The organism is Paenibacillus sp. A14, assembly GCF_036864815.1.
Classification (GTDB): domain Bacteria; phylum Bacillota; class Bacilli; order Paenibacillales; family Paenibacillaceae; genus Fontibacillus; species Fontibacillus sanfengchensis.
The window spans coordinates 24331-43606 of the sequence record NZ_JBAGJD010000010.1; the positions used below are offsets into that span (position 1 = coordinate 24331).

The window sequence follows — 19276 nt, forward strand, 5'->3', positions numbered from 1 at the left end:
CACAAGAAGGAAGGTTTCCGGATTTGTCTAAACGTGTGATTGAACCTAAACCGGATTGGATTCGAATTAAGCTGACCACCGGCGATAACTATCAGGATATTAAAAATATGATGCGCTCCAAAACCTTACATACCGTTTGTGAGGAAGCGCGTTGTCCGAATATTTATGAATGCTGGGCCAACCGTACCGCGACCTTTATGATCCTGGGCGACATTTGCACCCGGGCTTGCCGGTTTTGCGCCGTCAATACGGGGATGCCTACCGAGCTGGACTTGGAGGAGCCGGGACGCGTGGCGGAAGCCGCGGAGAAGATGAACCTCCGTCACTGTGTCGTAACGAGCGTGGCGAGGGACGATCTCAATGACGGAGGCGCCATGATCTTTGCACAGACGATCTCGGCCATTCGCGAGCGTCTCCCGCTTTGCTCGGTGGAGGTGTTGATTCCCGATTTTCTCGGGAACGAGGAAGCGCTGCGCACCGTAATGGAGGCGAAGCCCGACATCCTGAATCATAATATTGAGACGGTTGAACGGTTGTCCGATCGGGTTCGGGCAAAGGCGAAATATCGCCGCTCCCTTGAACTTTTGCGGCGCGCCAAATCCATGAAGCCCGACATCCCTACCAAATCCAGCATTATGCTCGGTGTAGGGGAGAATTGGGACGAGATCTTGCAGGCGATGGACGATCTTCGGGCCGTGGACTGCGATATTCTGACAATAGGTCAGTATCTGCAGCCGTCCCCGCAGCATTTGCATGTGGAGAAGTACTATACGCCCGAGCAGTTTGCGGAGCTGAAAGAGGAAGGCTTAAAGCGCGGCTTCAGCCATGTGGAGTCGGGGCCTCTGGTCCGCAGTTCCTATCATGCCCATGAACAGGTGAAATCGGCGAAGAATCATAAAGAAGGTGTGCCCGCATCCAGTTAAGCGGTGAAGGAGGGAAAGCCATTGATTCAAATCGGCGGCAGAACATACGAATTAATTCAGAACTACAAGGATGCCTGGGACCCCGAAGCGTTTAAGCAAAGATACAGCGAAGTGCTGGACCGGTATGATTACATTATCGGCGATTGGGGCTACGAGAAGCTGAGGTTGAAAGGGTTCCTGCGGGACAACCATCCGAAGGCGAACAAGGACACGGCTTTTTCCGGGATTACGGATTATATCAACGAATACTGTAACTTCGGATGCAAATACTTTGTGCTGCACAAAGTGAAGGATCCGCAGAAAGAACAGGCTCACGGCAAATCTGCGCCGAGCGAAGAAAAAACGGTTCCCGAGTCATAGGGGAACCGTTTTTTTTACTGAATATAGTTTGGGCATATAAACTAAATAAGTTCGGGTTGCCAAACGTTCTAGTTGTAAGATAACTGTATGCCGCCTTGTTGATAGGACCACGTTAAGCGCGGAAACTTGCCCGCCAGCTTATGCATTTCCACATAGGTTTCGCCGTTCATCAACTTGACGTCCCCTGCTCCGACCGTAAATCCGGCCGCTTTTCCGTTACCGTCCGCCACGGTCAGTTTCCTGCCGCTTGTAGTCCAAGATACATTTCCCTTCATCAGCGCGCCTATGATGCGTGAGGGTACATAGACCTTGTTTCCGTCTTTAAAGGAATCGATATAACCGCGGAAAGAAACGCCGTTCACACTCAAAGTGGCCGGGCTTCCGCTAATTTCGAGGCTTCTTGCTCCCCCTTTGTACAAGCCGGTGATCAACTGGGCGACGGCGTTATTCTTCACTTCGATATCCGGGTTGAGGCCGACGTGGTTGAAGTCTTCACGGTTTGGCGTGAGATACCGCTGGACCGTAAGCTTCAGGGAACTGCCGTTGGATAAGCTGAACACATTCTGGATCCGGGCTTTGCCGTACGTTTTCGTCCCGACCACCGTCGCGATCCCGTTGTCCCGGAGAGCGCCGGTCAAGATTTCGGATGCGCTCGCCGTAAGCTCATTCGTCAAAATGACGACCGGGATCCCGATGTCCTGCCCGCCCGAGATCGTAACGGCTTCCAGTTCATTGTTCTGACCGGAGGTATACATCAGCGTTCCGCTCTTCATAAAATACTTGGCGATATTCGCCGCCGTCTCCACATAACCGCCGAGATTATCCCGCAGATCGAGGACGAGGGACCTTATTCCTTTGTCGCGGAGCTTGTCCAGTTCGGCCGAAAACTCCTTATCCCCTTTCTCGGAAAAAGAAGAGATGGCGATATACCCGATCCGCCCCGAGGGCAGATAGCTTCCAGTCACCGCCGGAAGCGAGACCGGATTGCGGGTGACGGTGATGCTCAGCGCTTGGCCGCCACGGGTAACGCCGAGAACCACTTTGGTGTTCTCTTCGCCTTGAATCCGCAGAATATCCTCGTTTCCGCTTACGGGCTCACCGTCGATTTTGGCGATGACGTCGCCTTTTTGAAGGCCGGACGCTACGGCCGGAGAACCCGGAAGAACGTCGGTGACATACAGTTTGTGTCCGGAGAAACGAAGCGTTGCGCCAATCCCGACAAACTCCTGATTGACGCTGTTCTCAAATTCCTTCAGCTCCTCGGCCGTGAAATAATCGCTGTAGGGGTCGTCCAGGGAATAAACCATCCCCCGAATGGCGTTGTCCAGCAGTTCTTCCCTCTTTACTCCCTCGATGTTATACGTATCCAGGTAGTCCAAAACCTCCTGGATCACTTGCAGTTCCGAAGCCTGTGCGCCAGCCTCCGCCTCCGCCTGATCCGCGGCGGCCCCGGCCGTTTGCGGCAGAGCCAGGAGCGGAAAGGCCAGCAGGGAGACCAGCGCTTTTTGCCATAGTTTGTGGGGCTTGTTCAATTTCATAGTTAAAGTGTCCTTTGCTGTGGATTCATCCCAGGAAAGCGTTGCGGACCCGTTCCCAAAAAGGGAAGGGACGATAACGCACGAAGCTGATCTTGTGAGCCGCCACTTGGCAGCGGACGGAAATCAGATCATCCATGGGAAGGGTGATATGATCGACGGTAAGCACCAGATTTTGCTCCTTCCGCGAGTAGATATCGCAATGATGATGCTTGGGCAGCACGAGGGACGAGCCCATCGTTCGGAATACCCGGTTGTTGATCGAAGCGATCTCCGAGATTTGCAGCGCTTCGATGGAAGGGTGAATCATGGCTCCGCCAAGGCTCTTGTTATAAGCCGTGCTCCCCGAGGGAGTCGATACGCAGATCCCGTCACCGCGAAACATTTCAAACATGTGGTCATTGATATCGACCTGGGCAACGACGGTGCCGTCGACGCTTTTTAGCGTGAACTCATTGAGGCAGACATAGGAGGTCGTTCCCGATTTTTTGCGGATTTCCAGGTCCACCAGAGGATAACGCACGATGCGCGGGGTGAGTTTCCCTTCCTCCTGATGGCTGCTCATCATCCGGACCAGTTCCGGAATCTCGTCCGCTTTCCAATCGGCATAGAAGCCGAGATGGCCGGTATGTACGCCTACGAATGCGATGGATGGAATCCGGTCGATGAAGGTATGAAAAGCGTGAAGCATGGTGCCGTCTCCGCCGATCGATACGACGATATCCGGAGATTCGGCATCCAGTTGCAAGCCTTGCGCCGCCGCTAGCTTATGGAAGGATTCGCTTAAGTCAACGGACAGTTGATCTCCTCGGTCCAGAACGTAATATCTCAAGATGAAAGGCTCCTTTATTTTTCCTTTTGTAACGATCATAATCAATTCCGAAACAGAACACAATCTTTCATTTTCCTTGCTTGCCGCCCGTTCCCGAGGTCATCCGGCGAAGCCATGCGGTCAGCAGCGATAGGATGACCAACGAGATGAGGACCACCGCGGATATCAGCATGTTGTCCGGCAGCGAGCTCCAACCGGAAAGACTTGAACCTCCGGTGACAGCCAGGGGAAAAAGGACCGGAGCCGAGCTCATAAGCGGCTTCCAGAGCAGGATGGCCAATATGGCGGACAAAACGGCGTGGATTAACCGGGCGACCAGAAATGGGAGGTAGCGAAGGTCGGCTCCGTTGAGAATACTGGCAACCTGGGCGTGCACCGACAGACCGCCCCAGGAAAGGATAAAGGCCGCGGCGGCGGCTTTGTACATCAAGGGAACTCCTTCGGGGGAAGCGGCTGCTTTGGCTCCGAGCGTCACTTCAAAAATCCCGCCGACCAAAGGTTCCGCCAGTTCCGAGGGCAGGCCGGTTACCGGCAGCAATGCCCGGACACCGGAATAAAAGGCGCTCATCATATCGGAGACGGTCAGCACCTCCAAAATGACGGAAAAAAATACGACCAGCCCCCCCACAACAGTCATCAACTGAAGCGAGGAGGTCACGGCCTGGCGCAGCAGTTCGCCAAGGCTGCGCCCGTCTTGCAGGCGGGCCTCATGCATCGCCCGCACTGCGGCACGCAGACTGAAGCGGGACGAGGGGGCCTGTTTCGTCGCGGTTTCCGCCGCTTCAGGACCTTCTTTGGTCCCATAAAAGCGCATCAACAATCCGACCAGCAGGGCGCTGCCGTAGTGGGCCGCGGCGAGGAGGCCGGCGAGCTTGGGATCGCCGAAAAAACCGATCGAGACGGCGCCGATCAAAAAAATCGGATCGGACGAGGTGGTGAAGGAAACGAGACGTTCTCCTTCCACGCGGCTCACCAACCGCTGCTCCCGCAGCTTGGTCGCCAGCTTGGCGCTTACCGGATACCCGGAGGCGAATCCCATCGCCGCGACGAAACCCCCGCTGCCGGGAATGCGGAACAGTGGCTTCATCAGCGGGTCCAATAGTTTCCCGAGAAAGTGGACGATGCCAAAGCCCAGCATCAATTCGGAGATAACGAAAAAGGGGAACAGGGACGGAAACAGCACGTCCCACCAAATTGCCAGCCCGCGGACTCCCGCTTTCCAGGAGGCATGCGGATAAGCCACCATCATTATTGCCAGAATAACAGCCATAAATAGCAGGAGCGGAGCGCTCCACCGCTTTGGATTCATAAAATAACGCCCCCATTGAGATCATAGTGAATTGTATGAGTCCAGCGGGACAAACAGCACAAAAAAACGAAGAAAGCGATTACAAATGGGGCTGTATTTTTTGCATCTTTATGATAAAATGTGACTATAAATCGATAATGGATGGAGTGTTGAATATGAGTTTTGTCGCCGGTGTTCTCGTATGCGCCTTCGTATACGTCATTCGCGCCTCTCTCGTCCATTCCGGTGAAGAGGATTGGCGCAGCTATTGAGCATCCTCAATGAAGAGGTCACCTAATACGTAGAAGCTCCTTTCGGGAGCTTTTATTTTTTTTTGACCTGAATTTGGTATAATTAGAGTGCAGTTTAAAATTATTGAAAGATGGAGATCGCCTGTGAATCCAAGTTTAAGCATCTACGACAATTTGGGTGGGGCCGAAACGATCCGTAAGCTGGTTGAGGCTTTTTACCCGAAAGTTCAAGCCGATCCCCTGCTGGGGCCGCTGTTTCCCGAAGACATTAGGCCTGTGATGGAGAAACAGTACATGTTCTTGAGCCAGTTTTTCGGCGGCCCTTCCCTGTATTCGGATGCCTTTGGCCATCCGATGATGCGGGCGCGCCATCTTCCGTTTCCCGTGACTCCGGAACGGGCCGAAGCCTGGCTGGCCTGCATGTCCGCCGCCCTGGAGGAAATCGGCGCGGAGAAACCGCTGCGGGACCTTGTGCTTCAACGCTTATCCGGCCCCGCATTTCACTTTGTCAACACGACGGAGGAGTAAGTTTATTTTAGTCGGAAATGAAAGGATGTTAGTCCTGTGGAATCAGTGGAGTTAGAACCGCTTTACCAGATCAAGGTGGAATGTATCAATTGTGAAGCCAGTTTTTCTACCTCGCGTGTGCGCCCTAGCTTTAAACGGGCGGTCCGTACCGATACCGACTTTTGCGGGTATTACCGCAACGAGAACCCGGATTACTATGTCGTGCGCATCTGCCCGTCCTGCGGGTTTGCGTCGACGGAAAACTTCAATCCGAAGCTCACGGAACAGCAGCGCACCAAGTTTAAAGAGCAGATCGGCCGGCGCATGAATCACCGGGACTACGGCGGGGCCCGGGACTGGGATGCGGCTCTTGAAGCATACAAGCTGGGGTTGTTGTGTGCTCAGACGATCGGGGAGAAGGATCGGATCATTGCGAGCCTATTGCATCATATCGCCTGGTTATACCGTTATAAGGGAAATGAGGAACAAGAGCAGCGGTTTTTAAAGTATTCCTTGGACTCTTATATTCGCGTTTTTGAAAATGAAGATACGCAGGGAAGTGACGCCCGTCTGATGTATCTCATCGGCGAGCTTCACCGCCGGACGGGGAATGACAATGATGCGGTCAAATGGTTCTCCCGCGTTATTAACGATAAGCGGATTATGGATGCGGCGATGATTCGGGCCTGCAGAGAACAGTGGGCCCTGCTTCGCGAGGAAATGCTGAATAAAGGCCAGGATCTGCCCGAGGAAATGCGGGGTTGAGCGGCCCCGCGGTTCCGCTTGACGGGCGGGCTCAGGACCGGCGGAGCACGGTATCCGTGAGCAAATAGTCGGCATCGCTGTCCAGGATGGTGACCTTGTTGCCGCAGCAGGGAAATACGAGCAGTTTTTTCTTGCCCTCGCGGACATGAAGAATATCCTTGGGCTTGATGGGAAGCAGGACATTACTGCTGCTGCAGTATGGACACTCATGTACATAGACATCCCCCATCACAATGTCGTATGGCAGCGTTTTTTCGAAAGGGATCATGTCGGTTGACCCGGGTCGTTGTTTTTATTCGTTTCGGCGTCCCGCTTCGCCAGCTCCGCGATTTTTTGCAGTAGTATATGTTGGGGCATGTGCATCAGATGCTCGATCGGGACCTTGAGCTCGGCGGCCAGTTTGACCGCGGTCTCCGGTGAAATTTGCAGCGGCTTCATGAAAATACCTCCTTGAGATTTTTACCCTATTGCATTAATAAACAACTTGGATCAGGGCGAACTTGTACTTATAGTTATACACTTTTAATCCACCCCGCATCAATAAGGCGGGAGGAAAGGGCGAGATTTATGGAACCATTGAAGAATCCGGTTAATCCGACATGGGAGCTTGACTCCATTTTTCCGGGAGGATCGTCTTCCGCGGAGTTTCAGCGTTTTCTCCATCAATTGGGCGAGGACTTGAAGACTTTGCATGACCGGCTGATAAGCATGATCCCACCGGCTAATGTAGAGGAAACCCGGGCTTTTGACGAGGTGATCGAGGGGCTGCAGAGCGCCAGCGCGCGTATTACGGAAGCGGACAGTTTTGTCGGCTGTTTGGCCGCGCAGGATCAGCATGACAAGAAAGCCGTTCAACTGGCCGCCAAAGTCACCGGCCTGCGGGCGGCGTATGAAAACGCGATGACCCAGTTTCAAAGCGTGCTGCGGATGACGGAAGATCCGGTATGGAACGTTTGGATGGAGCGGACGGGAATCTCTCCGATCTCGTTCGTTCTTTCCGAGAAGCGGCAAGCGGCCCGGGAGAAGCTTGCTCCGGAGCTGGAAAGCCTGGCGGCCGAATTGGCGGTTGACGGCTATCACGGCTGGGGGCAACACTACGATACGATCGTCGCCAAAGTCGGAGTACCGTTTACGGACGATCACGGGGAAAGCGCGCTCCTGTCCGTGGGCCAGGCTGCCAACAAGCTGGATGATCCGGACCGCGATGTCCGCGAGACCACATTTGACAAGTGGGAAGAGGCCTGGAGCCAGGTTGCCGATTACTGCGCGGATACGTTGAACCGGTTGGCGGGCTTCCGTCTGAAGATGTATGAGAAACGCGGCTGGGACGATATTCTGAAGGAACCGCTGGATATCAACCGCATGTCCCGGGAGACGCTGGATACGATGTGGCGGGTTATTCAGGAGGCGAAGCCGGTTCTCGTCTCTTATCTGGAACGGAAAGCGAAGCTGCTCGGCGTGGAACGCTTGAACTGGACCGATGTGGAGGCGCCTCTGGGCGAGGTGACCGGCAAAATCACTTACGATGAAGCGGCGGCGGAAATCGTGAAGCAATTCCGGAAATTCAGTCCGAAGCTGGCGGATTTCTCGGTCGAGGCGTTTAACCGGCGGTGGGTGGAAGCGGAGGATCGTCCCGGAAAGCGGCCCGGCGGGTTCTGCACCTCTTTGCCGGTCAGCCAGGAGACGCGCATCTTTATGACCTTCGGAGGCACCGTATCGAATATGGCGACATTGGCTCATGAACTCGGGCATGCCTACCATCAGTATTTGATGGATGAGCTTCCGCAATTCAACCAGGAGTACGCGATGAATGTGGCCGAAACCGCCTCGACGTTCGCGGAAATGATCGTTGGCGATGCGTTGGTGAAGAATGCGGCGGGCGAAAAAGAAAAAATCGCTTTGCTAGCGGACAAAATCAACAACGGCGTTACCTTCTTTATGAATATTCATGCCCGCTTCCTGTTCGAAACGCGTTTCTATGAGAAACGGAAGCAAGGGCTGCTGGAGCCGGAGCAGCTGTGCAAATTGATGGAAGAGGCGCAGCGTGAAGCGTATATGGACGCTTTAGGCAAGTACCACCCGCATTTCTGGGCGTCCAAACTGCATTTCTATATCACGGACGTCCCATTCTATAATTATCCGTACACGTTCGGTTATTTGTTCAGCACGGGCATTTACGCCCTGGCTTCGCGCGAAGGGGAAGGCTTTGCCGATAAATATGACGCGCTGCTGATGGATACCGGACGGATGACGGTGGAGGAACTGGCGGCCAAACATTTGAACGTTGATTTGACGCAGCCGGACTTCTGGCGGGAAGCCGTCAATGTTGTGGTTGAAGATGTCAAGCTGTTCCTGAAGCTGACCGAATAGGTCTGCGGTTTATTTAAAAAGGCCGTCCCCATGTCATTTTTAAGAGATGACGGGGGCGGTCTTTGTCCTTTCTGTCGAATGAACGGTGTTCTCGTCTCCCCCGTTCATTCGGCCTCAGCGGCCACTTCCCTTTGCCGGGCGGATGAATAGGGGTATTTTGCGGCGCTATTTTGTCGAATTTGGCTGGGTGGTGTGAAATAGCGGCGTTCTAAGGTCTTATTTTGGAAAAAAGCGGGGCCAACCCCCGATTTCTCGTCCCGCAACAGGGTAATAAGGTCCGCCGGTTCACTGTACTGTAAGGAATTGGCTCTGAAGTTCCGATTCCTGTCTTCCGATATATAGGATGATGAATATCCCATATAAGGAGGCAGACAGCATGACAAGAAAATGGTTAGTAGCACTCTCCTGTGTTTTGGCAATCAGTCTGGTTAGTGCCGGGGCCGCTTCAGCCAAGCCGGGAAACGGCAAGGGGCCGGACAAGGAGACGACGGCCGCGGAGCCAAGCAAGGCGGAATCGAAACAGGATGGCAAGCCGGAGAAGCCGGAAATGGGTGCCGAGGGCAAAGCGAAGAAAGAAGCAGTAACTCCGTCCGAAGAGAAATCCAAAGGGAAAGATAAGGAACAAGGAAAGGATAAAGAAGACAAGGGTAAAGATAAGGAAAAAGATAAGGAAAAAGTCGGCGAAAAGACCTCGGTTACGGATGATACATACAAAAACAAAGGTCCCCAAGGTTACAAAGGACTTCTTCGCGCGATAGAAAACGTCAAGGACAAGCCGGCGGGGGCGGTACTCGCCGATCTTTTGCTGACGAAGTATGAAGCGCAGCTCAACGATGAAATGAAAGCCAAGTTGGAAAAGATCGTTAAAGCGGAAGACGCCTTGTCCGAAGCGGCGGACCTTCTGGATCGTCAAGGCAGCGTGACCGATGCGGTTTATGTCCAGAAGGAAGCGATTTTGGCCGATTTGACGAACCTGGACTCCTACAAAAAGCTCGGCAAATTTTATAAGAAGTTGGGTAAACGGGGCGTCAAGCTTTATGTAAACGGTGAAGAGCCGGCATCCAGCGTGAATCCGGTTGTGAGCAGCGGAAACACGCTCGTGCCGTTCAGAGTGATCGCCGAGTCGCTCAAGGCGGATGTGATCTGGAGCCCGAAAGATCAAACGATTACGGTAACGAAGGACGGGGTTACGGTTAAGCTCGTCGTTGGTTCGAAAAATGCTACAGTGAATGGTAAAAAGCAAACCCTTGACGTTCCTGCCCAAGTTGTCTCGGGCAGCACGCTGGTGCCTGCGCGTTTTGTAAGCGAGGCGCTCGGGGCTGTAGTGAAATGGGAGGCGGAATCCCAATCCGTTGTGGTATACGAGGATAAAGCAACGAAGGAATGAGTGACAACATTGCAATTCACAAAGAGGACCGGTGCTATGACGCCGGTCCTCTTTGCTTAGGTGTAGACCGGCTGGACAAGGGGAATTCTAGGAAATGGGCATTAAACATAACAAAGGAACGGAGCCGATACAATGAAGGTGGCGATTATGGGGGCGGGGTTGTCCGGGCTGGCTTGCGCCATCCGGCTGGAGCAAATGGGCGTATCTCCGACGGTGTTTGAAAAGCGCAGTTGTCCAGGAGATCGCTTTGCGAATATGGAAGCGCTGATTTCGGTTTTTTCACGGCCGATACGTGACGAAATCGCTTTTTTGGCGGACCGGTATCAAATTTATCTCCAACCCTCCTCGAACATCAGTGAATTTGTGATTCGGTCGGCCAACGAAAAAGCCGTGCTTACGGGGAACTTGGGCTTCTGCAATCATCGGGGCAGACAGGAGGACGCGTGGGAAAACCAGTTGGCGCGGCAAGTGAAGTCGAAGATTCATTTTCATGCGGAGCAGTCATACGAGCACCTCTTAAAGGAGTTTACCCATGTGGTGGTAGCCACCGGGGATCCTTCCTACACAGCGGCCGTTCACAATTTCAGGACGGATTTTACCGCTACCTTAAAAGGCGCTACCGTAGAAGGAGAATTTTCGCGGTATCGGGTCATAAGTTGGCTGGATGACCGCTTTGCGCCTAAAGGATACGGCTATCTACTCCCTTTTACCGAAAAACTGGCCAATATTGTCATTGCGTTTCGCGAGGGGGTTAATGATGATGGTTTGGAGTTGAAAGAGAAGTGGGCGTTGTTTTTCGACCGGGTTTGTACGGATCTGGGTCAGGACCTGCAGGTTACGGATCAATTTGAAGTCAACGGCTACAAGGTGGGACAGTGCCGCAGAGCCAGAGTCGGAAACACCTTTTTTACCGGGAATTGCCTGGACAGCGTGATGCCGTTGTTTGGTTTTGGACAATTTCCCGCCATTTTGTCGGGCATTTATGCGGCTGAAGATCTATGCGGCGGCACCCCTTACATAGAAGCGACCCGGGCGATTCATGCGTCTTATGACAATTCAATGGTTATACGAAAGTTATACGAGAGGCTGGATACCGGGCAAAAAGACAGGCTTGTTAAAATGCTCAATGGTAAAATGGGCGAAAAGTTGCTGACCACACGCTTTGATGTATTGAAGATAGCGTCCCGTTTATTGAGATGGACCGGAATTCAATAAACAAGTAATATTTAACCAAATATGTTGTTTATTGTTGAACGATACATAAGAATGACATATAATGAGACATAAGTCCTATTACTAAATAGGCAATTTTATAGGAAGGGAGGGTGAATATGCTGAACACCGATCAGCTTTCACTCGCTAGACAGATGGATCTTGTTTTTAAAGAACTGGAGACCGAGTTGGGGGGAATGACATCGGGGACCGTATTCATCCAAATTCGCAATAACGTCATCGGCAAATTCGGGATCCGGCATAATCCGATTGCGGGTCGGAACGGCAAATTGACCGAGGAGAACAAGGGACTCTCGGCCAGCCAATGGCAGGCTTTCCGGACGATGGCGATCGAAGCTTTGAAGTACAAAAAGTACTGGACTCATGGCGAAATCAGCTACGATTTTGCGCTTAAGCAGGATACCGTGGTTGTGGACGCCGTTCTGGAATCCAATTACAACATGGCTAACCTTATGATTCAGCGTTATCCGCGCAAGAATGCCACGGGTACATATCAAGATAAGCGCTCTGATTTGTCTTCATAAAAAACACTACAGGCGACCTGCTTATGGCAGATCGCCTGTCTCCCTATAGGTCACTAGGGAAATTTACGGATTACAGGTTCGAACGACCCGACAATTGCTGCTCTGCCAATTGTACCAGACGTTTGGTGATGTAACCCCCAAGGGAACCGGTTTCACGGGAAGTGTAGTTTCCATAGTAACCGTCTTGCGGGATCGTCACGCCCAATTCTTGAGCTGCCTCAAATTTCAATTGTTGCAAAGCAGCAGTTGCTTGAGGAACGATAAGGTTGTTACGGCTGCCGCCGCGTCCTTGTGCCATGTTTGTCACCTCCTTCGGGCTTTGTGATGTTAGTATGGTTTTCGGAGCGTAAAATATGCGGCAAACCTCTAAACTAGAGCAGTGGAAATTATTGCATTTCTCCTTTAAACAACAAAAAGAGCCGCTCATGAAGATCACGAGGCGGCTCTAAGCCCAATATTAAGCTTCTTCGGTAGGATAGATCATATCCAGTTGAACGTTTAACTCCAGATGTCCCCCCGGCTGGAGATCGATCAATCCGGTTTCGGAAGGGGAAAGACCGGAATTCGGAGCATCCGGCAGCCAGGTGTAGGGTTCAATGCAAAGAAATTGGTCCGCTTCACCTTTGGTATAAAGAACCCAATGCTTGAAATATTCAGGATCGGCGGAATAACGGAGGCCGTATCCGTCACTGCGGATTAAATCGGCTTCCACCGGCTTGCCGCCAATGCGCAGCATGGTGTCGAAATTAGTCCCTTTCAGATTCAACCCTTCATTCAGCGCTTCGAACTCGCCGAGTTGAACGGTCTCTCCGGTTGGAATTAATTCCTGATCCGAAGTATAAAGTCCCGATACCGGGAGCGTGAGCTTCCACCGTTCCGGCTCGCCGTCCAGCAGAAACCAGGTGTGCAGCCCCAAACCGAAAGGGGCGGGCCGATCGCCCAGATGGCTTACTTTAAACGTTTGTTTTAAAGAGGAGCCCTGAAGCCGGAGCGTCATTTCCAGCTTGAGCGGTACGGGGAACTGTCTCATCCAGTTCGCATCATCGCTGGTGATGAATTCGGTAGTAATTGCGCAGCCTTCATCGTCCTCGTCGATATCGCTCACACGCCAAGCTTGCGTACGGTGCAATCCGTGGATATGGTTGTCGTTTGCGGTGTTACGGTCAAATTGGAATTCCTCGCCGGCATACGTAAACCGCCCACGGCGGATACGGCCGGGCGGAATCAGCAGCGGAATTCCGAAGTGATATGGTTTTTGCAAATAGAAATCAAGATCGCTTTCTTCCGGACCACGCAGCACATCGCGCTGCTGGATGTGGTCCCAGATGCGAATGACATTATTGCCGAGTCGGGGTAGCAGTGTGACTTCAAGTTCACGGCTATGTAAGATATACGTATCGTAACCGTTCCATTGCCCTTTGGTCACTTTTTTCATATCGTTGCTCCTTTTCCCACATAATAATCGTATCCCTAAGCCTAGACTAATCATAACACTTTTTCTTTGGGACGAAAAATGGATTTGACATGGCACTTTGCCGGGCATTATGATGATCTTATATCAAAGCGTGAATATTGTAAATGCGATGACAGGGACAAGTAGGTAAGGTTTTGCTTCCTTCAGAAAGCCGGTGGTTGATGCGAACCGGAGGAAATGCCGTACCGAATGGCCCCTTGAGTGCCGTGCAGAACGTTGAATGGACTTTCCCAGTATGCCGGCCGTTTGTTCCACGTTACGGAATCGAAAGGCCGCGAAATGTTTTGTGATATTTTCGGCGAATTAGGGTGGCACCACGGTCTCACGTCCCTTGCGGATGTGGGGCTTTTTTGCGTCCGTACCCACGCAAGCCGACGATGAGAAGGTTTTTATTTCAATGTATAACGGAGGTTGGTTGATTATGAAGAAAAGAGTGCTTTCCGGCATTCAGCCCAGCGGCAAATTGACATTGGGCAATTATATCGGAGCGTTGAAAAATTTTGTCACCTTGCAGGATGAATATGACTGCAACTTTATGGTGGTGGATCTCCATGCCATCACTGTTCCGCAAGACCCGGCCGATTTGCGGGAGCAATCCGAATCGGTAGCCGCTTTATATTTGGCGGCGGGGATTGATCCGAATAAAGCGAACGTGTACATGCAATCCCACGTGCGCCAACACGCCCAGTTGGGATGGTTGCTGACGACGCTCACCTATATGGGGGAACTGGAGCGAATGACCCAGTTTAAAGATAAATCGGAAGGGAAGGATTCCGTAGGGGCTGGCTTGTTCGTCTACCCGTCTTTGATGGCCGCGGATATCCTCATATATAATGCGGATCTGATTCCCGTAGGCGAGGATCAGAAGCAGCATCTGGAGTTGACCCGGGATTTGGCCGGCCGATTCAATCACCGGTACGGCGACTACTTTACGATTCCGGAACCATACATTCCCAAGGTGGGGGCCCGGATCATGTCGCTGGACGACGCGTCGAAAAAAATGAGCAAGAGCAATCCGAACGCGGGCAGCTATATTGGAATGCTGGATGAGCCGGACGTGATTCGCAAGAAGATCAGCCGGGCGACGACGGATTCCGGCCGGGAAGTGAAATTCAATCCGGCGGAAAAGCCGGAGGTCAGCAATCTCATTTCGATTTACAGCCAATGTTCCGGCTTGAGCATCCCGGAAGTCGAGCTGCGTTACGAGGGGCAAATGTACGGACCGTTCAAAAAGGATTTGGCCGAGGTGGTCGTCGGCACGCTCGAACCGATCCAGCAGCGCTATCGGGACATTCGCGAATCCGGCGAGATACGCAGCATTTTGCGTCAAGGCGCCGAACGGGCCGCGGAGATGGCGGAGAAGACGCTGCGAGATGTGCAGGAGCGAATGGGTTTTTTGGCGGAATAATGAAGTAACGGAAATCATCCGGGCAGATATCTGTCCGGATTTTTTTGTGCGTCACCGAATTGTCATAAATTCACCCAATGATCAAACGATTGTCAAACACTTTCGCATTTTGATATGATAAAGTTTATAGCGTAGGGAAGAAATTGCGGAATTTTTAATGAATTTTTATATATATTTACCTCTATCTCAATTATAGGAGGCATAATTTCAAGTGGATAAACAAATCAGTTACCATGCACCTGCGGATTCTGCGGCGCTGTCTGTGAGCAATACGCCACCCGGAGAAGCGGCAACATGGAAAGATTTTGTTGCGCTGACCAAGCCGGGAATTCTGCGCTCCAACCTGATCGCGGTGTTTGCCGGGTTTTGGCTTGCATCGCAGTGGCAATTGGACTATTTAAAGTTGGTTTTGACGTTGGTCGGAACCGTTTTGATTATGGCGTCATCCTGCGTGTTTAACAACTATTTCGACCGGGATTTGGATACCAAAATGGCACGGACGAAAAACCGCGCTCTCCCAATCGGAAAATTGTCGCCGAGAACCGTTCTCTGGTACGCCGTGATTTTAGGAGTCATCGGAGCCGCGGTATTATTCTCCTTTTCCGGTCTTTTGGCCGGGGCCTTCGGGCTCGTGGGGATGTTTGTCTACGTTATTATTTATACCTTATGGCTTAAACGTACATCCACCTGGAGCACATCGATCGGCGCGATCTCCGGGGCGATGCCGCCATTGATCGGCTATGTGGCCGCTACCGGAACCGTGAATTTGGGCGCGTTGCTGATCTTCGCCTTGCTTTTTTTGTGGCAGCCGCCGCATTTTTGGGCATTGGGCATTCGCCGGGTCGAGGAGTACCGGGCTGCGGGATTCCCGCTTCTTCCCGTCGTCAAAGGGATTCCGAGAACGAAGCTGCAGATGATTCCTTACTTGGTATTGCTGATTCCGATCCCGATCTTGATGTATGTATTCGATTACACCGGATTATGGTTTTTGGTGATCGGGGTAGCTTTGTCCGCCGCTTGGCTGCTGATGGCGCTGAAGGGCATTTCCTCCAAAGAGGAAGGCGCCAATGAAATTTGGGCCAAGAAAGTGTTTCTTTTCTCGGTAAATTACCTGACCATCGCCTTGATTGTGATGATTTTGGATACGGTGCGGCTATAATGGAGGATCGGATATGACCCTGTTGAAGAAGTACAAATGGACCTGGATTCTATTGGCGATTTGCATCGTTCTGGCGGGATATCTCCTTTGGGAAGCATTCGCCAAGCCAAAGCTTCCGGTCATCCGGCCGGTGGAAAACTTCAGCATGGAAAATGTCGACGGGAAGACCGTCACGCTGGAAGACACCAATGGCAAGGTAAGACTGTTCTACTTTTTCTTCGCCAATTGCCCCGACGTGTGCCCTATAACCACTTTCCGGCTCAGTCAGGTGCAGGATGAGTTGAAGGAGAAGGGGCTGTTCGGCAAGGACGCCTCCATCGTCTCCATCACCTTTGACCCTGAGAGAGATTCGCTGGAGAATATCAAAGCTTTCGGGGACAAATTCAAAGCGGATTACTCCGGTTGGTACTTCCTGCGGGGAGACCAGCAGAAGACGATCGATCTCGCCATGAATTCATTTAAGATTCTCATCAATAAAGACCAGGACGGCAATTTTGTCCATATGGACCTGATCGGATTGGTCGACCGGGACGGCAACCTGCGGGAAATCTACCGTCCTGAAGCCACCGCGGCCGAAATTGCCCAAGGCGTGGCGGATCTGGCCAAAGAGTAAAGGATCGGGATGTCGGCTTCTAGTAAGGGCTGGCCGGGGGATACAGGATGTATTCTTCCAGGCCGGCCTTTTCCAATTGGGCGATGACATATTCGTCGGGAGTCCCCTCAACTCCGGCATAACCGCGGCGGGTGTAAATTTGCTCCGCGTCCGGGAAGACATCCCTCAGAACGCCGCGGATCTTTTTGCCGGAAGAGTCGTTATCCATGAACAGATAAACTTCGTCATCCTTTATCTTTTTGCGCAGCGCCTCCAGCTTAAGGGTGTTCAGGGTGCCGAATGTGCAATAAATCCGCACATCTTCGCTCAAAAGCCGCCGCAGCTTGCTGCGGTCATTTTTGCCTTCAACGATAATACAGATGGACAACGTCATCACTCCAACTTTTTGCGCATGGAAGCTGTGTTTAGAAATACTCTTTATATGTAGTGTATACCCCCGAGAGGGATTCATGCAAAACGGGATTACGACATATTTCCCGGGAAAAGTAAAAAGTCCGCCTTTCGGGCGGACCTTGGTTGAGGCGCTTTAGCAGTAAAAAAAGGGGGAGCGCAAGACAATCACCAGCAAAATATACAATACGAGAATGGTTCCGGTCGAGGTCCATATGCCTCCAACAGCCGGCCCCGACCCGCAAGGATCGATGTGGCCCATAGGTTCACCCTGCTCTCTAGGTCGCTAAGTAGTTTCTACACGATATCCTATGTGGGGAGGAAACCTATGCCCTGTACTGTTGCCCAAAGCCGGAAAATAGTCCTTGCCTCGCGTTTAGAGGCGGTGTGTGCCGATTTGTGCCGGCGGGGCGGAGGTTTCTATGGGTCTTCGCTGCGGGGCGAAGAGCAGGGCAATCATCAGCAGCAGAAATGCCAGGAAGTAAGGCGAGTAGACGCCATGAATCATCCCGGCCGAAATCGGGCCGATAAAGGAGCCGATCGACATCGCGATCGATTGCAAGGAGAAGACGGTCCCGAGCCGTTTCCCGCCGCTAAGGTCGATAAAGACGGAAGCGATGGCCGGAAAGGTGACCCCCTTGGCCATCCCGAGCGCAAAGAGCGAGACGGGTAGGGGGATGAATTCCAGTGCCGCCAACGCGAAAAAGGAAAGGGCGATGCCCAAAATTCCCGCTATCGCCCGAAGGTAAGGGGAATAGCGGTTAAGAAAGAGCATCGACAGCGTTGTGAGCGCACCCAAGCTGATCAGGGAGAAATACAGCCCGGTATGCAAAATACCGGAAGTTCCTCCAGCCTGGAGGGGAAGCTCAAAAAACAAAATCCCTTGCGAACAGGACACTGCCAGCGGGAGAATATAGTATCTGAGCGGGATGACATTGAGTTTGACAGGGATTTGGGCCTGGGTAGCCCGGCCGGGACCGGAGGCACCCGGGATGGCTCTTCTCGGCTCGTGAATCGTAAAGATGGCGATGATGCCGGTTGCGATCAAAAGCCAGCCCAACGACTGAAATGTGAGCGTGTAGCCTGTATTCGCGACAAGAAATGCCCCGGCCGCAGGCGAAACGACGGAGGCGAGCGTATGCATGACTCCGTGGCCGGCCATCAGTTTTCCTTGCTGAACGGCGTTTTTGCCGAGAGAAGCCAGCATCGCCAGGCACGCCGGGGACAAGAAAGCGAGCACGAATCCGCTGATGGAGCGAAGCACCAGCAACTGCCATGGCTCGGTGACATGCGCCTGCATCAGCAGGATGATCCCCGCCCCCAATAGGCTGAAAACCATGTATCCTTTGCTGCCGTGCCGGTCCACACCCTGCCCCGCCAGCAGATTTCCGGGCAGATGCGTCAGGGCGTAAACCCCCATCATCCAGCCGATAAAGGCGGGGGCGGCTCCGATCGAGAGCGCAAATGGCGTCAGGATCGGATACTGGGCGTGAAGGTCAAAGAAAGCTAGGAACATAAAAAAATAAAGCCAAAACGCTGCGATCTTCATTACCTTGCCTCCCCTGGGAAAGTCTTTATGCTCTACTTGTACGTTTTAAGGGACGAACTTATTACCGTGGATTGGTTTTTGCATGCCCGATTATTCGGCCAATCCCCCGTAAAAAGGGTTAAGCTGACACCGCCCTGGGCCATCATGTATAATGGGGAAAGTGCATGAATGATGAACATGAATGATGTACAGTATGTGACGAAAACGGATGGTAGGAGTGTATAGCTGATGTTTGATTTGAATTTAGAAGTATGGACGGAGTTTTTAAAGCAGAACTGGCTGGTGATCGTAGTTGCGCTGGTCGTGCTGTTCCTGATTTTGAATTTTGTGAAGACGCTTGTTAAATGGGCGCTGGTGCTTGTCATTGCGGCTTTTGTCATCATCTATAGCGGAATTTCACTGAAGGATATCGGGGACGCCATCACGACAGTGAAGGATCAGGCGGTGGAGATCAGTCGCAGTGAAGCGATGAATATGATGAAGAAGGAAGCGGCCGATGCGAAGATGACGCGGAACCCGGACGGTACGTTCACCATCAAAACCCCCAACCTGGAAGTTAGCGGGAAAGAGGGCGACGGGAAAGTCAAGGTCATGTTCCATGGCGTTTCTTTGGGCGAGTGGAAAGTGAGCGATACGCTGGAGGCGTTTATTCAGCAAGCGAAACAAAACACCCCTTAATAATAAAGACATCGAGAATGGAGGGTGACG

At 52.4% G+C, this 19276-nt stretch carries 21 protein-coding genes and 1 other annotated feature; of the genes, 12 read left to right on the top strand and 9 right to left on the bottom strand.

Annotation, left to right across the window (positions count from 1 at the left end):
* The first annotated feature begins 23 nt into the window (after window positions 1-23).
* Both lipA and V4U88_RS21640 read left to right on the top strand, forming a co-directional pair.
* Entirely contained in the window at window positions 24-923 is a 900-nt protein-coding gene (gene lipA / locus V4U88_RS21635; protein WP_334075337.1) for a lipoyl synthase, read from the top strand.
* Between the two features lie 21 nt (window positions 924-944).
* Window positions 945-1283, top strand: a complete 339-nt coding sequence (locus tag V4U88_RS21640; protein ID WP_334075338.1) for a YutD family protein — start codon at window positions 945-947, stop codon at window positions 1281-1283.
* 68 nt (window positions 1284-1351) lie between these two features.
* Here V4U88_RS21640 and V4U88_RS21645 read toward each other — a convergent pair whose 3' ends face one another.
* The 3 genes from V4U88_RS21645 to ylbJ form a co-directional block, all read right to left on the bottom strand.
* Window positions 1352-2821: a S41 family peptidase gene (locus V4U88_RS21645; RefSeq protein ID WP_334075339.1), complete on the bottom strand. Its 1470-nt coding sequence runs from the start codon at window positions 2819-2821 to the stop codon at window positions 1352-1354.
* A 25-nt stretch (window positions 2822-2846) separates the two neighbouring features.
* Window positions 2847-3650 carry an NAD kinase gene (locus V4U88_RS21650; protein ID WP_334075340.1) on the bottom strand — a complete coding sequence of 268 codons (804 nt, stop codon included), beginning with the start codon at window positions 3648-3650 and terminating at the stop codon, window positions 2847-2849.
* Between the two features lie 67 nt (window positions 3651-3717).
* On the bottom strand, window positions 3718-4959 hold the full coding sequence (gene ylbJ, locus V4U88_RS21655) for a sporulation integral membrane protein YlbJ (RefSeq protein ID WP_334075341.1): 1242 nt from the start codon (window positions 4957-4959) through the stop codon (window positions 3718-3720).
* A gap of 374 nt (window positions 4960-5333) precedes the next feature.
* Here ylbJ and V4U88_RS21660 point away from each other — a divergent pair, with 374 nt between their 5' ends.
* Together V4U88_RS21660 and V4U88_RS21665 are read left to right on the top strand one after the other, a co-directional pair.
* The gene (locus V4U88_RS21660; RefSeq protein WP_334075342.1) at window positions 5334-5717 is read left to right on the top strand and encodes a globin domain-containing protein; all 384 of its coding nucleotides are present in this window, start codon (window positions 5334-5336) and stop codon (window positions 5715-5717) included.
* Window positions 5718-5762: 45 nt separating this feature from the next.
* On the top strand, window positions 5763-6461 hold the full coding sequence (locus tag V4U88_RS21665; protein ID WP_334075415.1) for a DUF2225 domain-containing protein: 699 nt from the start codon (window positions 5763-5765) through the stop codon (window positions 6459-6461).
* A gap of 31 nt (window positions 6462-6492) precedes the next feature.
* Here the strand turns inward: V4U88_RS21665 and V4U88_RS21670 are convergent, their stop codons facing one another.
* Both V4U88_RS21670 and V4U88_RS21675 read right to left on the bottom strand, forming a co-directional pair.
* Entirely contained in the window at window positions 6493-6729 is a 237-nt protein-coding gene (locus tag V4U88_RS21670; RefSeq protein ID WP_334075343.1) for a hypothetical protein, read from the bottom strand.
* Window positions 6726-6899, bottom strand: coding sequence for a YycC family protein (locus V4U88_RS21675; RefSeq protein ID WP_334075344.1), 174 nt, complete (start codon window positions 6897-6899; stop codon window positions 6726-6728). The genes V4U88_RS21670 and V4U88_RS21675 overlap by 4 nt, the downstream gene beginning before the upstream one ends.
* 129 nt (window positions 6900-7028) lie before the next feature.
* On the opposite strand from V4U88_RS21675, the gene V4U88_RS21680 reads away from it, so the two are divergent.
* The 4 genes from V4U88_RS21680 (at window position 7029) to V4U88_RS21695 (ending at window position 11975) form a co-directional block, all read left to right on the top strand.
* Window positions 7029-8831: a M3 family oligoendopeptidase gene (locus V4U88_RS21680; protein WP_334075345.1), complete on the top strand. Its 1803-nt coding sequence runs from the start codon at window positions 7029-7031 to the stop codon at window positions 8829-8831.
* A 376-nt stretch (window positions 8832-9207) separates the two neighbouring features.
* Complete coding sequence (locus V4U88_RS21685) at window positions 9208-10218, top strand: copper amine oxidase N-terminal domain-containing protein (RefSeq protein ID WP_334075346.1); 1011 nt, start codon at window positions 9208-9210, stop codon at window positions 10216-10218.
* A 132-nt stretch (window positions 10219-10350) separates the two neighbouring features.
* Window positions 10351-11433 (top strand): NAD(P)/FAD-dependent oxidoreductase, encoded by a 1083-nt coding sequence (locus tag V4U88_RS21690; protein WP_334075347.1) that lies wholly within the window; start codon window positions 10351-10353, stop codon window positions 11431-11433.
* Between the two features lie 116 nt (window positions 11434-11549).
* A complete protein-coding gene (locus V4U88_RS21695) occupies window positions 11550-11975 on the top strand; it encodes an O-methyltransferase (protein WP_334075348.1) in 426 nt (141 codons plus the stop codon).
* 70 nt (window positions 11976-12045) lie between these two features.
* Here the strand turns inward: V4U88_RS21695 and V4U88_RS21700 are convergent, their stop codons facing one another.
* Window positions 12046-12273 (bottom strand): alpha/beta-type small acid-soluble spore protein, encoded by a 228-nt coding sequence (locus V4U88_RS21700; RefSeq protein WP_334075349.1) that lies wholly within the window; start codon window positions 12271-12273, stop codon window positions 12046-12048.
* A 159-nt stretch (window positions 12274-12432) separates the two neighbouring features.
* Entirely contained in the window at window positions 12433-13410 is a 978-nt protein-coding gene (locus tag V4U88_RS21705) for an aldose 1-epimerase (RefSeq protein ID WP_334075350.1), read from the bottom strand.
* Window positions 13411-13549: 139 nt separating this feature from the next.
* Window positions 13550-13784 (top strand) — a binding site (T-box leader).
* 86 nt (window positions 13785-13870) lie between these two features.
* Here V4U88_RS21705 and trpS point away from each other — a divergent pair.
* The 3 genes from trpS to V4U88_RS21720 all read left to right on the top strand — a co-directional run bounded on the left by trpS (window position 13871) and on the right by V4U88_RS21720 (window position 16629).
* Window positions 13871-14857 (top strand): tryptophan--tRNA ligase, encoded by a 987-nt coding sequence (gene trpS / locus V4U88_RS21710; protein WP_334075351.1) that lies wholly within the window; start codon window positions 13871-13873, stop codon window positions 14855-14857.
* A gap of 211 nt (window positions 14858-15068) precedes the next feature.
* Window positions 15069-16016 (top strand): heme o synthase, encoded by a 948-nt coding sequence (cyoE, locus tag V4U88_RS21715; RefSeq protein ID WP_334075352.1) that lies wholly within the window; start codon window positions 15069-15071, stop codon window positions 16014-16016.
* Window positions 16017-16029: 13 nt separating this feature from the next.
* Window positions 16030-16629 (top strand): SCO family protein, encoded by a 600-nt coding sequence (locus V4U88_RS21720; protein WP_334075353.1) that lies wholly within the window; start codon window positions 16030-16032, stop codon window positions 16627-16629.
* 19 nt (window positions 16630-16648) lie between these two features.
* Here V4U88_RS21720 and V4U88_RS21725 read toward each other — a convergent pair whose 3' ends face one another.
* On the bottom strand, window positions 16649-16996 hold the full coding sequence (locus tag V4U88_RS21725; RefSeq protein WP_334075416.1) for a toprim domain-containing protein: 348 nt from the start codon (window positions 16994-16996) through the stop codon (window positions 16649-16651).
* Window positions 16997-17395: 399 nt separating this feature from the next.
* A complete protein-coding gene (locus tag V4U88_RS21730; RefSeq protein ID WP_334075354.1) occupies window positions 17396-18568 on the bottom strand; it encodes an MFS transporter in 1173 nt (390 codons plus the stop codon).
* Between the two features lie 237 nt (window positions 18569-18805).
* Here V4U88_RS21730 and V4U88_RS21735 point away from each other — a divergent pair, with 237 nt between their 5' ends.
* The gene (locus tag V4U88_RS21735; protein WP_334075417.1) at window positions 18806-19246 is read left to right on the top strand and encodes a hypothetical protein; all 441 of its coding nucleotides are present in this window, start codon (window positions 18806-18808) and stop codon (window positions 19244-19246) included.
* The last annotated feature ends 30 nt before the right edge of the window (window positions 19247-19276 follow it).